This window comes from Turicibacter sp. KK003 (assembly GCF_037014675.1).
Classification (GTDB): domain Bacteria; phylum Bacillota_I; class Bacilli_A; order MOL361; family Turicibacteraceae; genus Turicibacter; species Turicibacter faecis.
In genome coordinates this window covers 101,053-114,879 of the sequence record NZ_CP142738.1, presented here as the reverse complement: position 1 = coordinate 114,879, position 13,827 = coordinate 101,053, and the positions used below count along the sequence as shown (strand labels likewise).

Here is a 13,827-nt window from a genome sequence, read left to right as displayed (position 1 = left end):
ATCCTTAATCAACGATTAAGATTTAAATATATGATTTTACAGGGGGAGATTTAAGATGAAAAAACTAGCCTTAGGTTTATGTAGTTTTGCAGCAGCGATTTCACTCGTCGGTTGTGGGCAAAAAACCGATGAAGCAACAAAATTATCAGTGGGTGCCTCTGCGGTACCTCACGCAGAAATTTTAGAACAAGTTCAACCTATTCTTAAAGAAAAGGGAATTGATTTAGACATCACTGTCTTCCAAGACTATGTCTTACCTAATACAAGTGTAGAAGAGGGAGAACTTGATGCAAACTATTTTCAACACATTCCATACTTAGACACCTTCAACAAGGAGCACGGAACTCACCTCGTGAATGTGGGCGGAATTCATATCGAGCCCATCGGAATTTACTCAAAAAATTACACTTCATTAGATCAACTACCAGATGGGGCGACCATCATCATGAGTAACTCTGTTGCCGACCACGGCCGCATGTTAACCCTATTACAGCAAAACGGTCTTATTAAATTAAATCCAGATATCGATTCAACCACAGCAACAGTTGAAGACATTACTGAAAATCCTAAAAATTTAACTTTTAAAACAGATATCGATCCTGGTCTTTTAGTCACTGTTTATGAACAAAATGAAGGTGATGCCGTTTTAATCAATACGAATTACGCCCTAGACGGAGGGTTAAATCCAATGAAAGATGCCATTGTTCTAGAGGATAGCCAATCACCTTATGTTAACATCATCGCGGTCAAAGAAGGAAACGAAGACAATGAAGCCGTTCAAGAGCTCATTGATGCTTTACACTCAGAAGAAATTCAAGATTTTATTAAAGAAACTTATAAAGGTGCCGTTGTTCCTGTTTCAGAATAATCCCAACAAAAGAGAGAGATTTTTAATCTCTCTCTTTTTATTTTTAAATCATATTTCTCATAAAAATGGAAAAAATAATAGTAAATTACTGTCGAAATTTGAAATATAGTATATAATATTGAAAAAGGAAAGGGTGAGATCTATGATTCAATTTAAATCAGATTTAAATCTAGAAACCGAGGAGCGTCCTCTTATTATTGGGGTTTTCTCTGATTTCTCACATCAAGATATTTTTCAATTAGATCATTTATTAAACAACCAATTAACAACAGCTATAAAAGAAGGCTTTATTCCAACAAAATTTAAAGCAGTCACTCCAATTTATCCTCTTGGAAAAATTAACAGTAAAAAATTATATTTTATCGGATTAGGAAAATCAACAGAATTTACATTTGAGAAGGCTAAAGAAGCAATTGGAAAAATCGCTAAACTAATTAAAAATGAGGCTATATTATTATTAGAAACTTTTCAATCACCAACTACCTCTATCAACGAGTTGGCTACCTTATGTGCCGAATCCATTACATTAGCGACCTACAAATTTGATTGTTATAAAACGGAGCATCCACATACTGAGCCTGTCACCTTATCTATTTATGCACAAGAAGATGTAACTTCTGATTTAACTCGTGGTGTCGTTTACGGAGAAGCAACCAATGATGCCCGACAATTATTCAATCAACCTAGCAACCATCTGACAGCCACTCATTTAGCCGATCATATCAAAAAATTTGCTAATCATCATCACTTAGACATTCATATTGTCGAAAAAGACGAAATGAAAAAACTAGGGATGGGTGGAATTCTCGGAGTAAACCAAGGATCAACTGAACCACCAAAACTTATCGTTGTAAAATACCAAGGAAATGCAACAAGCAATGAGGTTACTGCCTTAGTCGGTAAGGGAATCACCTTCGACACTGGGGGCTATTGTTTAAAACCCCGTTCAAGTATGGAAGGAATGAAAGGAGATATGGGTGGAGCTGCTTCTGCTTTCGGTGCTTTTCAGGTTGCCGTGCGTCTTCAATTACCTGTTAATTTATTACTTGTTATTCCGGCTACAGATAATGTGATTAGTTCTCACGCGATTAAACCCGGTGATGTTCTTAAAACCATGGACGGAAAAACAGTTGAAGTGACAAACACCGATGCTGAGGGACGTCTCATTTTAGCCGACGCTCTAACATTTGCTAAGCAGTTAGGGGCCACTAAAATTATTGATTTGGCAACATTAACTGGGGCCATCATCGTTGCACTCGGGTCAGATATTACGGGTGCATTTACAAACAATCAAGCTTTCTTAAACGACTTCCAACAGGCGGCTGATCAAGCCATTGAATATATTTGGCCAATGCCTCTCCATCCTCGTGATCAAAAATCAATTCGTAATAGCGAAGTCGCTGATTTAAATAATGCTCCTCTTGGAAAACCAGGAGCGATTATGGCAGCTGCATTCCTTAAAGAATTTGTAGGTGATACCCCTTGGATTCACCTTGACATCGCAGGAACTGCCGAAGCAAAATCTGCTTACGATTTAGGTCCAAAAGGTGGAACCGGGGTCATGGTTCGTACGATTGCAAAATATTTAGAATTACATCATTAAAATAAAAAAGGGATATCGTCTAAAGATATCCCTTTTTCATATTTTTATCATATTCCTCATGTACTATCATAAGCTAGATACTAACTATGAAACAATGATGGGGGATTTAATATGACAGAAATCGTCAAAAACTTTGAACACATCCTATGGTCCTACTTGGCTATTCCAACCTTAATGTTAATTAGCCTAATCTTCACCTTCTATTTTAAAGGAGCGCAATTTAAATTTAAAAAAATGCTTCAATGCTTAACAAAAAAAAATCCTCATAGCAACGTGTCGTCTTTCCAATCCTTTACGATGGCCCTCGCCGCACGTGTCGGTGTCGGTTCTTTAGCAGGAGTTGCTCTAGGAATTTACATTGGCGGCCCGGGAAGTGTCTTTTGGATGTGGGTCAGCGCCTTAATTACCGCCGCTTCTTCTTTCGTCGAGAGCACACTTGCCCAACTCTACAAAAAAAAGGATGGTGATCTTTACGTTGGGGGACCTGCCTATTATATTAAATACGGAATGAACCAAAAAGGATTTGCAATCATCTATGCCTTTATTATCGTTTTAACCTATACCTTTGGTTTTAGCGCCATTCAGGCAAATACGATTGCGACCTCTTTTCGAGACGTTTTATCGATCCCACCTTTATTAACTGGGGTTGGTTTAAGCCTCATTACTTCAATGATTATCTTCGGTGGTGCTTCAACGATTGCTAACATGACCTCAAAAATCGTTCCAATTATGGCACTATTTTATATCGGGATGGGACTTTTCGTGATGATGACCCACCTCGACTATGTCCCAACCTTTTTTATCACCATTTTTGAGGATGCTTTTCGACCTTCGCCTTTAATTGGAGGAACCGTGATGTATACCGTCATCACAGGTGTTAAACGAGGCGTTTTCTCAAATGAGGCAGGGATGGGATCTGGGGCACATGCCGCTGCAATGACCAATAGTGACTCTCCAACCGATCAAGGATATATTCAATCTTTTGGAGTCTATGTCACAACTTTATTTATTTGTACCATTACTGCCTTCTTGATTATGGTCACTCATGCGACAGAGGTTGGAAGTTTATCAAGTAACGGAATTGAACTCACACAATACGCCCTCACTCAGCTATTTGGTCCCATCGGCGGAATCATTCTCTCTATCTCCATCTTTTTCTTTGCCTTTAGTACGATTCTCACTGGATACTACTACGGGGAATGTAACGTCAAGTTTTTATGGAAAAATGAAAAGATTTTGACAGTTGTTCGAATCATTGTCTTACTCGTTATTTTAGTGTCATCTATCGGATCGGCCTCGCTCATTTGGTCACTCGTAGACGTTGGGGTCGCCCTTACTGCAACGATTAATGTGATGGCTCTGTGCTATCTTGCTAAAGAAGTTAAAAAAATCATGAATAAGAAAAAGTCGTAAAGCTTATGCTTTACGACCTTTTTCTATTTCGATGAAGTTTCTAAGAATTGAACTAATGAACAAGGTTCCTCTTCTTCGTATAAACGAACTGAATCTTTCACCGTTTTATGAATCTCTTCTTTAATTTCGTCTAATTTTTTTAAAATAGTATCCGTATGGAACGTTTCCACGTTGTAATATAAGAACAAATCTTCAAACGCGTTAGCTGTCTTGTTCAACTCCTGATTTACTTTAATAAAGGAGTGAATATTTTTACTTTTCGCTGCATTTTCAAAGTGCTCTAAATCACGACGGATCATTTCAACCACATCTTCTTCGTTTTCGTATTCTTTTAAAGGAAGAGGATACGGTTTAAGACGCTCTAGGAAATAATGATTGGAACGATTAATGTTATAAACGTACGACAGTCTAAAATCCCCCACCATAAATCTCACGTAACAACATCTTGAGTTTAATTGGAGAACTTCTCCTCCCATTTGACGTAACTTCATTTCGTGTTGTTCAGCTTCCATGTTTAAAACATTTCCATTCGTAAAGCTAGAAGCATTCGAATAATAATTTCTATTTGCCATAATTTGATTTCCTTTCCGATTCAACATCCCTATTTCTAATTTTAAAATTCCAATTTAATTATACATAAAAGATAATTAAATAAATCATCGAAATAAAGACTGAAATGAGCATTAATGGGAAACCAATTTTTAAGAAGTCACCAAATGTTAATTTATAACCTTTTTTATGTAACATTCCGCTGACAATAACGTTAGCAGTTGCTCCAACGACACTACCATTTCCTCCAAGACAAGCACCTAAAGCAAGTGCCCACCAAAGAGGTGTCGTATCCATTCCTGTGGCACCGATGCTATGAATCAGTGGAATCATCGTCGCAACAAACGGGATATTATCTAAGAATGCTGAGGCAATGGCTGCTACCCATAAAATTAACATCGTCGTCACAAATACATTACCATGAGTTAAACTAATTAATTGATTAGCTACCACCTCGATAACCCCTATTTCTTCTAGGGCACCAACCATAATAAATAGTCCCATAAAGAAGAAAATAGTCGGCCATTCCACCTCGGTTAAAATTTCTTCTACATCTACTTTACTGATTAAGAGTAAAATTCCAGCTCCTAATAAAGCAATCGTTGCCGATTCAAGTCCAAATGATTGGTGAATCGCAAATCCAATAATTGTCCCTAACAAGACAATCCCGCTTTTTTTCAGTAGGACAGGGTCGGTAATTGTTTTCGTTTCATCAAACTCAGCTATTTTAGCCTTATTTTCTTCACTAATTTTCAGTTGAGATCCGTAAATAAATTTCAATAAAAATAACACAACAATAAAGATAACAACAACTACCGGTCCTAAATTAACTAGAAAATCCATAAAAGACAAGTTAGTTGCTCCACCGATCATAATGTTAGGTGGATCTCCGATTAACGTCGCCGTTCCACCAATATTAGCCGTTAATACTTCGGTAATTAAAAACGGCACTGGATTTAAGCCCAATGTTTCTGTAATTACAAACGTAACCGGCGCAATTAACAAAATCGTCGTTACATTGTCAAGTAAAGCTGAGGCAACAGCCGTAACAACCGAGAAGTAGAGCATAATCTTCCATGGACTACCCTTCGACAATTTAGCAGTTTTTATCGCAATATACTGAAAGATTCCTGTCCTTTTCAATATATTAACGATAGTCATCATTCCGACTAATAGCCCAATCGTATTAAAGTCAATGACGTGAAAAGCTTCTTCTTGCGATAAAATATGAAATACAACCATCGCAATTGCTCCAAGTAGGGCAACAACTGTGCGGTTTAGTTTTTCAGAAATAATAATTCCATACGCAACAAGGAAAATAATAATAGCTGGTAGAAAATTCGTATTTTCCAAAAGTCTCACACCCTTAGTTTGCTAAAATATCTATACTCAAATAGGCTTTAGTAAAAAGATGCTATGAATTAAATTTCATAACCATTAATCTATGAAAATTAATAAATATGAAGCTTAATCCATACCTTTTCATACCCCCTATTTGAACTATTTTACCGAATAATGTAAAAAAAAGTCAAGATAATTGAATGTTTTTCTAGCATTGCTATACCCTTTCATAAAAATTATCTTTTTTTTATACTCTTCTATTACTATCTATCGTTTTACGTTTTTTATTCATTCTTTTGCAACTTTATCCAATAATATTTGATCCTAAATCTTTACCTTTCTCTAACTCATCATCCTATCTGAAATTTTATTGAATAAAATTAATAAATACCTATCAATAGAGCCATCCAAAATCGCCATACTATATAAATGAAAATTATTATTTATCTATTGAAATCCACTACATTCATTATGAGGTAAATATATAAGTCGTAGGCGTTTCAATTTAATTAACGGAGGCTAGATTCATGAAGGCACCACGAGACAGTCATTTTCTCGGAACAGAGAAGATTAATAAATTACTTTTTTCGTTATCCATGCCCGCTTTTATTGCGATGGTCGTTAGCGGAATCTATCCTATTGTCGATACCATTTTTGTTGGAAAGGGAGTCGGTGCATTAGCGATAGGTGCCATCGGAATTGTTTATCCAATTCAAACGATGTACACTGCTTTTGCACAAATGGTTTCTATTGGGTGTGCATCCGCTCTTTCCCGTAGTCTCGGTGAGAAAAATAACGAGCGCGCCAACCAAATCACCACAAATGCCTATATACTAACCCTCATCATTTCTCTTCTATTAATGGTCATTAGTTTCTTTTTTGCTGATAAACTACTTTACCTTTTCGGTTCTAATGAAGAATTAATCCCTCAAGCAAAAAAATATTTTTTCGCTGGGATTTGGGCGATTCCCTTTAATGCGCTCGCCCTACTTGCAAGTGCCGTCTTTCGTGCCGAGGGCAATATCAAGATTTCGATGATCACTGTTTTAATCGGAGCGCTATTTAATATTGCACTTGATCCATTATTTATTTTTATATTTCATCTTGGCATTACCGGGGCTGCGTGGGCGACGGTTATTTCTCAGGCACTCGCTACTACTTTCTCGCTCTTTTTTATTTTAAGCCATCGAAGTATCGTGAAATTTGAGCGACGTTTTCTTCTTCCCAACCCTAAAGTCATAACTGCCATTATTAGCGTTGGATTTTCCGCTTTTGCCAGAAATGCCGCGAGTTCTCTCTTTGCACTTATCACCAACGCTACATTAAGAAGTTTAGGTGGAACCGTTGCTCTTACCGCCTTTGGAACAGTCAATCGTATCATTTCCCTTTTCTTTTTACCGATTATGGGAATCAACCAAGGATTACAGCCGATTGCTAGTTACAATTATGGAGCCAAACAGCCAGAGCGAATTAAACAGGTCGTTAAACTAGCACTTATTTACACAACCATTATCGGAGCCGTCGGTTCCATGACAGGATTTTTATTCCCCCAATGGTTAATCAAACTCTTTACCAAGAATGCTGATTTAATTTCCCAGGCAACTTTCGTCTTAAGACTTCAACTCCTTTTCTTTTGGACTATCGGGCTCCAAACCGTTGCCTCTACATTCTATCAGGCACTTGGTCGGGCACTTCCCGCCCTCTTTCTATCCATTCTAAGACAATTCATCATTTTAATTCCTTTGATTCTTATACTACCACGATTCACCACCCTTGGACTCAACGGTGTCTGGTATGCCTTCCCAATATCCGACTTTACCGCCTTTTTAATCTGTGCCCTTGTCTTATGGAAAGCTTGGCACCACCTCAAGAAAAACGAATCTCCTGTAAAATAAAAAAAAGCCAAAAATTACTGGCTTTTTTCCTTATTATAAAAGCAATCTTCGAGTTGGGTACTCAATGAAATTAATGTTTTATATAACCACTCAACTTCAGTAGAATTGTATAAGCAATGATTATTTAAGCCTCAAGATTAAACCTCCTCTATCCTAATAGAGTGGCTATAATTCAAAATTATTTGGAGCATTGTAATAGATTGTTTGAGCATAATCACCATATAGAGTAATAGTAGCATTGTTATCATCTTTCCATTCAATTAAAACATTCGAATCATCAAAGTTCTCGTGGCAAACTAAGTTCACTTCTATTCTTGTCCCATCATCAGTTTCTATATAAAACATATATTTTCCGTGAAAACTGATACCTCTTTGGATAATTGAAAGAGTATAATTTTCATTAGGAGAAGAGCTTTTAAAAATAACTATTTCGTTTGTTACTTCTCTAGATATAGACTGAAAAAAGAGGAAAATGGGAATTAAAAAACAAATAAGCGGAATAAGACATCCACCTAAAGCAAGAAGGCATCCACATCCATTAGCTTTTAATTTATGTTGTGCCTCTAATTCATTCATAAATAGGTCTCTCCTTATTATTTTATATTCTATTTATATTGTAAATTATACAGAAATAACGAAATATTTTAAAGGAAGCCCTTTTCACAAATATCCGCTTAAATCGATGATGTTATTTCCACCACCAAATACCCCAATAAAGGAATTTTCTTTTGAATACCTCAATAGGTAAATTTATAGTAGACAAAAAATCCTCCTTTTCTTCCTTAAAACAAAATAATTCACATGGAATAATTGCTACTATTAAATACCTTTCTCCATAAAGATACAGCTTATCATCTTTTTCTAAAATATACTTTAATTCTACGGTCATTTCTCTATTTTCATAAATAATTTTTATCTTATTATATAAAGGTATGATTTTCTTTTCTTCCACAAGATGAGGATGCTTTTCTAATAGTTTTTTAAACTGGATTCTGTATCGTAATCTTAGCATAGGACCTATCGTAAAAAATGCAACAGTTGTAGTTATAAAAAGACGAACAAAAATCATCCATGTATTGAGAGTTACACCATAATAGAGAAGATAAATTAGGTATACCAACGTACATATTGGTAAAACAATTCTCAAAAAAATAATTCCATAATAATATTGCCATTTAATTCGACACGAACTTAACACTCCTGCGTCAATATAATCACCCAATGAAGGCTTATATTTTAACTCCATTTTATCATCCCCTTTTTCTATATCATCAGAGAATTTAATTCCCCTAATTTGACAATCAATTTTTAATATAATCCTCGATACAATATGTTTTTACTCGGATACTCTACAGACATATTTAAAATCTCTAAAAATAACTTTTGCTCACTTGCCGATTTAAAGAGATAATGGGGAATCACATCAATTACCTGATAATCCTCAGTGAATAAGTAATACTTTTTATTATTTTCCACTAGGTGACTAACAGCTATATCTCTTGCATAATCTTTGTATTTTACGGTAATACGTCGATCGTAGATAACCATCGTTTTAGGCTCAAACAGATAAGGTCGTGTTTTCAACTCACGCTTTAACCCTCTTTTTATGTGAAATATTATATTTCTTTTTTGTAGCAGAAAGACCATAACTATAAAAATTATACTTCCTCCAGTAACAATGAGCCATCCTTTTAAGAAATAATCAAAGTAATCTAAGTGTTTTCTATACTTATATAACTGGATCAATTGACCATATACGGTATTAAAAGGAACAAATAGACGAATAAATGCAACATGCATAAAAAAGAAAAGTTTACTTTTTAAATTACTTAATAAATTTGCCTCAACCCAATCATCTAATATCAATTGATAGTTTAACTCCATTTTATCATCCTCTTTTCGACATCATTATAGAAATTAATCTTCCTAATTTGATAATCAATTTTCAATATAATCGTCAATAAAGGATATTTCTTTTTACCGCTTTAATAGGTGTATTAATGGTTTTTAAAAATAGTTCCTTTTCAACACAATTTTTGAAAATATTTTCAGGTATAATATCAATTACCCGATTATCAGAGTATAAATAAAACTTCTGATTAAAGTTCAAGATGTACTTAACATCAGTATCTATTTTATTTTCAGCTGAATAATTAAGATGAACTTTCTGGTTTTCAACCACCATACATTTCTCTTCAATCAAATATGGACTTTCTAATAAGACTTTCGAAAAATTTTTCTCTATTAATTGGACCATGCGCCGTTTTTGTAAAAAGGCTATTCCAATTAACAGAATAACAGTCGTAGCCCCTAAAAAAATAAAACTATCTAAAAAGCAATTCTGCATGAATAAATAAACTGTATAAGCTAGAACAAACATAGGCAACAGAACACGCAATACAACAATACTAAAAATGAAAATGATTGGTCTATCCCATACAAGCAATAGGCTTGCCTGAATATAATCTTCTACTGATGTTTTATGCCTTAACTCCATTTTATCATCCCCTTTTCGACATCCTCTGTCATTTGTTAGTAATATAGCACGATACCTTACCTAAAAGCTATATATCCCTTAATACCAATTATTAGCTCTGTATTCAAATTCTAACTATTAAACAAAAAAATTACGTTACCTTTTTAGATTTCGTAATTGATGATTTCCCATACTAGAAAAAGCGCTGATTCTTCTAACGAATTAACATTTTTACATTTTTATGAGAAATAATCATATCTTATAGTAAAAATTGCCTATTAAAACAAAAAAATATATAATAATGGCGTGGATAAAATAAAAAAGGAGGAAATTTATAAAATGAATGCTTTGTTTAAAAATCAGACAACACTAACGAAAACTGCCTACATAGAAACTGCCCTATCATCAAATAAAACCATTGTAAGCATTATATTATTTCTAACATCATTTGGATTTATTAGTACAGGGTATGAGGCTTATACAATTAAAGAAGATATTTTAGTTCTATGTTGTTTAGGCGGTGCTATCATCACTTTTGCTACACCTTTTTATATGTATCGTTATCAAGGGTTAAAAAATTATAAAAATCAGTTACTGTTATCAGAAGGAAGGGAATCTAAAGTTAATATAACTATTTATGAGGATTATCTTACCTTTAATAAATTTATTTCAACAATAAATGAAGCTAAAACAGGATATAAAAGTGAAGCGGATACAAGTATCGAACACGATAAAATTACTATGGTATATAATCTTAAAGAAAATTTTATTATTGTCTATGCAAATCAAATTTACCTTCCAATCCAAAAATCACAATTTACAAAGGGAACTTCTAAAGAGTTTAAGGAATTTCTACTAAAAAAGGGTGTAAAAGTGAAGCGTAAAATAATTTAAATTTTATCCTATCTATAATAAAAAATACGACATAAGTTAATTAATCTTTAAACTTATGTCGTATTTTTAGTTGTTTCATTATTTATCCGATTTAACTATTAAAGCAAACGCAAGCAATGCTGTTACAGGCGCAGCCATACCGCCAGTTATCCCAGATGCCAGACATGATGCAAATATAGCACTATACGCAAGTACTGAATATACAATTTCACCTTTTGATGTAGTTGTAATGTAATCTTTTTTCTCTTCCGCATTGTCTTTAAGAGGCTCAGTGGTACGAATTGGAATATGTACTAACCCAGGCTTTTGAATATCAGGATGGATAGTAATTGTTAGCTGTTGATAAAATGTAGTTTCTAAATTTTCGAATATTTTTGTTTCTTTAACTTCTGCGATAATATTAAACGTCCCATTGTTTAGATTAAATGTAAATGAAATTTCATCACAATCAAATGCTTCTAAGTTCATATTAGAAAGTGTAAGTACAAGACCCTCACGACTAATATTAACCTCAACATCATCTTGAGAAAATGTGATATTTAAAAGTTCATCAGCTATTTGCTCAGGAGTAAGTGATAAATCAATAATTTTTTTGACGTCTAAAATATTTGTAATTTTAGGAACAAGTGAAACTTCACCATACACAATAATATGTGGGCGCCAAGGGATAGTCCCGGGAACCTCTAAAAGCTTTTCTTTGTGATTAAATTCTTCAAAATCCACATCATAACCTACAAACAACCCATTCTCAGATGCAAATTTAAGAATTTTTCGTTTACGTACTTCTTTTATAATCATGTCGACAAAGCGGTCCCAACCTGCATCTAAAGTACGGTGAGGGCAATATTTCCCATTCCAATCCTGATGTTTACGGACTCTATCAATTGGAATATTAAATTTATCCATTAATGATGCAATTAATTTAGCTGCATTTTTTTCTGATTCATCAAATTTATCTCCACCATATTTTGAATAACAAATCTCTACTGCAATTGATTTTCTATTTCCTGTCCCTTGGCTGCCATCACCAGAATGCCAACCATTTCTATTTAATGGTAACCCTTGAATGGCTTCAATGTCGTCTACTGCATAATGAAAAGAGACTTCATTATTATTATCATGCATATAAGTAATTTCATTAATTGCGGAAGCCTGATTGGCTGTATTATGAACAGTGATATATGTTGGATCCATTGGATAAGGACATTTGATATCATATTTATTGGTCGGAGGCAAAATTTTTCTAACTTTTAAGCCCGGTACACGACCAATTTCAGTTAAGCCCTCCCCAGTATCTGTTGAACCATTATCATCATTAGTGGTAGATCCCGGACGTTTTAATTGACCTGACATTAATAAATTAAATAGTTTATTATTTTGATCCGCGCTACCGGTATAGTTAGTAATTCCATTCACTGCTGCGATTTTTTCTCGATTATCAAAGCTTGAATCTACACCAATTGCGTCTAATGCACCTACTAATGAGGTACCGCTATAGCTTGGTGTTGGATAGTATGAAGTATTAGTTACTTCACCATTAATAGACCCCGGACGCTTTAATTGACCCGACATTAATAAATTAAATAGTTTATTATTTTGAGCTGCAGTACCAGTGTAGTTAGTAATTCCATTCGCCGCTGCGATTTTTTCTCGATTATCAAAACTTGAATCTACACCAATTGCATTTAATGCGCCTACTAATGAAGTACCGCTATAGTTAGGCGTTGGAAAATATGAGGTACCAGTTCCTCCACCATCTAAGTCACTATCACCATCCGTAGTTGGGCATTTTAATTGACCTGACATTAATAAATTAAATAATGAATTATTTTGAGCTGCGGTACCAGTATAGTTAGTAATCCCATTCGCTACTGCGATTTTTTCCCGATTATCAAAACTTGAATCTACACCAATTGCATTTAATGCGCCTACTAATGAAGTACCACTATAATTAGGTGTTGGAAAATATGAGGTAACACCCCCTACTGCCCCTGGACGCTTCAATTGACCTGACATTAATAAACTAAATAGTGAATTATTTTGGGTTGCAGTACCAGTGTAGTTAGTAATTCCATTCGCTGCTGCAATTTTCTCTCGATTATCAAAACTTGAATCTACACCAATTGCATTTAACGCACCTACTAATGAAGTACCATTATAGTTAGGCGTTGGATAGTATAAAGCTCCGATACTTCCATCAGGTTCTGATTCATCACACCTATTATAATTTATATCTGAATTCAACCAACAATTTGAGTTTGAGGCCCCTACAACTGACTGGTAATCTGGAGCGGTATTTTTAATATATAAAACATCGGCTGGATTTAATGTGCTGTCTGTTCCAGCTTTAATAATATTTGAACTGCTACCTAATGTTGGACTATACATTGGATAATTAACATCGGTATCGAATTCTACATGAAGGTGTGGACCTGTTGCATACTTCCCTGTACTTCCATACAATCCAACACGAGTATCCTTTGTAATAGATTGCCCTTTTGATACGTCGATACGCTCTAAATGATAAAGTCGTTGAATAAGATTCTTAATTGATCCATTTTTAAGTTGACAATTATCATATCGAATAACTACGACATTTCCCAATACATTATCAAACCCTGTCTCTAAGATTTTCCCTACACCAGATCCCCAAACAGTACGATTACTATTTGTAGATGTTGAATCAGAACCATAATGATTAAAACCAAATTGATTTTTATAGTTTGCATTTTTATAACCTGCTGTTATACGCGTTTTATTGATAGGTAAAATAAGTTTTTGTGCCATT

General features: G+C 34.5%; 12 protein-coding genes. 5 read left to right on the top strand and 7 right to left on the bottom strand.

The genetic code is table 11. The features are described from left to right. Window positions 1-55: 55 nt before the first annotated feature. The 3 genes from VXM77_RS00545 to VXM77_RS00535 all read left to right on the top strand — a co-directional run bounded on the left by VXM77_RS00545 (window position 56) and on the right by VXM77_RS00535 (window position 3,884). Window positions 56-868 (top strand): MetQ/NlpA family ABC transporter substrate-binding protein, encoded by an 813-nt coding sequence (locus tag VXM77_RS00545; RefSeq protein WP_161832420.1) that lies wholly within the window; start codon window positions 56-58, stop codon window positions 866-868. Between the two features lie 142 nt (window positions 869-1,010). Continuing rightward, window positions 1,011-2,471 (top strand): leucyl aminopeptidase, encoded by a 1,461-nt coding sequence (locus VXM77_RS00540; protein WP_161832421.1) that lies wholly within the window; start codon window positions 1,011-1,013, stop codon window positions 2,469-2,471. A gap of 111 nt (window positions 2,472-2,582) precedes the next feature. Continuing rightward, a complete protein-coding gene (locus VXM77_RS00535; RefSeq protein ID WP_202618780.1) occupies window positions 2,583-3,884 on the top strand; it encodes an alanine/glycine:cation symporter family protein in 1,302 nt (433 codons plus the stop codon). A 23-nt stretch (window positions 3,885-3,907) separates the two neighbouring features. Here VXM77_RS00535 and VXM77_RS00530 read toward each other — a convergent pair whose 3' ends face one another. Then, window positions 3,908-4,456, bottom strand: coding sequence for a hypothetical protein (locus VXM77_RS00530; protein WP_161832422.1), 549 nt, complete (start codon window positions 4,454-4,456; stop codon window positions 3,908-3,910). A 58-nt stretch (window positions 4,457-4,514) separates the two neighbouring features. Further along, window positions 4,515-5,795: an ArsB/NhaD family transporter gene (locus VXM77_RS00525; protein ID WP_338506589.1), complete on the bottom strand. Its 1,281-nt coding sequence runs from the start codon at window positions 5,793-5,795 to the stop codon at window positions 4,515-4,517. 506 nt (window positions 5,796-6,301) lie between these two features. Between VXM77_RS00525 and VXM77_RS00520 the strand changes: the two genes are divergently transcribed. Next, a complete protein-coding gene (locus tag VXM77_RS00520; RefSeq protein WP_262951154.1) occupies window positions 6,302-7,669 on the top strand; it encodes an MATE family efflux transporter in 1,368 nt (455 codons plus the stop codon). A 165-nt stretch (window positions 7,670-7,834) separates the two neighbouring features. On the opposite strand, the gene VXM77_RS00515 is transcribed toward VXM77_RS00520, so the two are convergent. From VXM77_RS00515 to VXM77_RS00500, 4 genes are all read right to left on the bottom strand, one after another. Then, window positions 7,835-8,245, bottom strand: coding sequence for a hypothetical protein (locus tag VXM77_RS00515; protein WP_262953871.1), 411 nt, complete (start codon window positions 8,243-8,245; stop codon window positions 7,835-7,837). Window positions 8,246-8,357: 112 nt separating this feature from the next. Further along, a complete protein-coding gene (locus tag VXM77_RS00510; RefSeq protein ID WP_338506586.1) occupies window positions 8,358-8,915 on the bottom strand; it encodes a hypothetical protein in 558 nt (185 codons plus the stop codon). 62 nt (window positions 8,916-8,977) lie between these two features. Beyond that, a complete protein-coding gene (locus VXM77_RS00505) occupies window positions 8,978-9,553 on the bottom strand; it encodes a hypothetical protein (RefSeq protein ID WP_338506584.1) in 576 nt (191 codons plus the stop codon). 73 nt (window positions 9,554-9,626) lie between these two features. After that, complete coding sequence (locus tag VXM77_RS00500; RefSeq protein WP_338506582.1) at window positions 9,627-10,166, bottom strand: hypothetical protein; 540 nt, start codon at window positions 10,164-10,166, stop codon at window positions 9,627-9,629. Window positions 10,167-10,484: 318 nt separating this feature from the next. Between VXM77_RS00500 and VXM77_RS00495 the strand changes: the two genes are divergently transcribed. Continuing rightward, entirely contained in the window at window positions 10,485-11,039 is a 555-nt protein-coding gene (locus VXM77_RS00495; protein WP_338506581.1) for a hypothetical protein, read from the top strand. Window positions 11,040-11,117: 78 nt separating this feature from the next. Here VXM77_RS00495 and VXM77_RS00490 read toward each other — a convergent pair whose 3' ends face one another. Then, window positions 11,118-13,826, bottom strand: a complete 2,709-nt coding sequence (locus tag VXM77_RS00490; protein WP_338506579.1) for an N-acetylmuramoyl-L-alanine amidase — start codon at window positions 13,824-13,826, stop codon at window positions 11,118-11,120. Window position 13,827 lies beyond the last annotated feature (1 nt).

Bases quoted from the DNA above. Each gene is read 5' to 3' on its own strand.
- VXM77_RS00545 (WP_161832420.1), top strand. From the start codon at position 56: ATGAAAAAACTAGCCTTAGGTTTATGTAGTTTTGCAGCAGCGATTTCA.
- VXM77_RS00495 (WP_338506581.1), top strand. From the start codon at position 10,485: ATGAATGCTTTGTTTAAAAATCAGACAACACTAACGAAAACTGCCTAC.
- VXM77_RS00490 (WP_338506579.1), bottom strand. From the start codon at position 13,826: ATGGCACAAAAACTTATTTTACCTATCAATAAAACGCGTATAACAGCA.
- VXM77_RS00520 (WP_262951154.1), top strand. From the start codon at position 6,302: ATGAAGGCACCACGAGACAGTCATTTTCTCGGAACAGAGAAGATTAAT.
- VXM77_RS00540 (WP_161832421.1), top strand. From the start codon at position 1,011: ATGATTCAATTTAAATCAGATTTAAATCTAGAAACCGAGGAGCGTCCT.
- VXM77_RS00515 (WP_262953871.1), bottom strand. From the start codon at position 8,245: ATGAATGAATTAGAGGCACAACATAAATTAAAAGCTAATGGATGTGGA.
- VXM77_RS00510 (WP_338506586.1), bottom strand. From the start codon at position 8,915: ATGGAGTTAAAATATAAGCCTTCATTGGGTGATTATATTGACGCAGGA.
- VXM77_RS00530 (WP_161832422.1), bottom strand. From the start codon at position 4,456: ATGGCAAATAGAAATTATTATTCGAATGCTTCTAGCTTTACGAATGGA.
- VXM77_RS00505 (WP_338506584.1), bottom strand. From the start codon at position 9,553: ATGGAGTTAAACTATCAATTGATATTAGATGATTGGGTTGAGGCAAAT.
- VXM77_RS00500 (WP_338506582.1), bottom strand. From the start codon at position 10,166: ATGGAGTTAAGGCATAAAACATCAGTAGAAGATTATATTCAGGCAAGC.
- VXM77_RS00535 (WP_202618780.1), top strand. From the start codon at position 2,583: ATGACAGAAATCGTCAAAAACTTTGAACACATCCTATGGTCCTACTTG.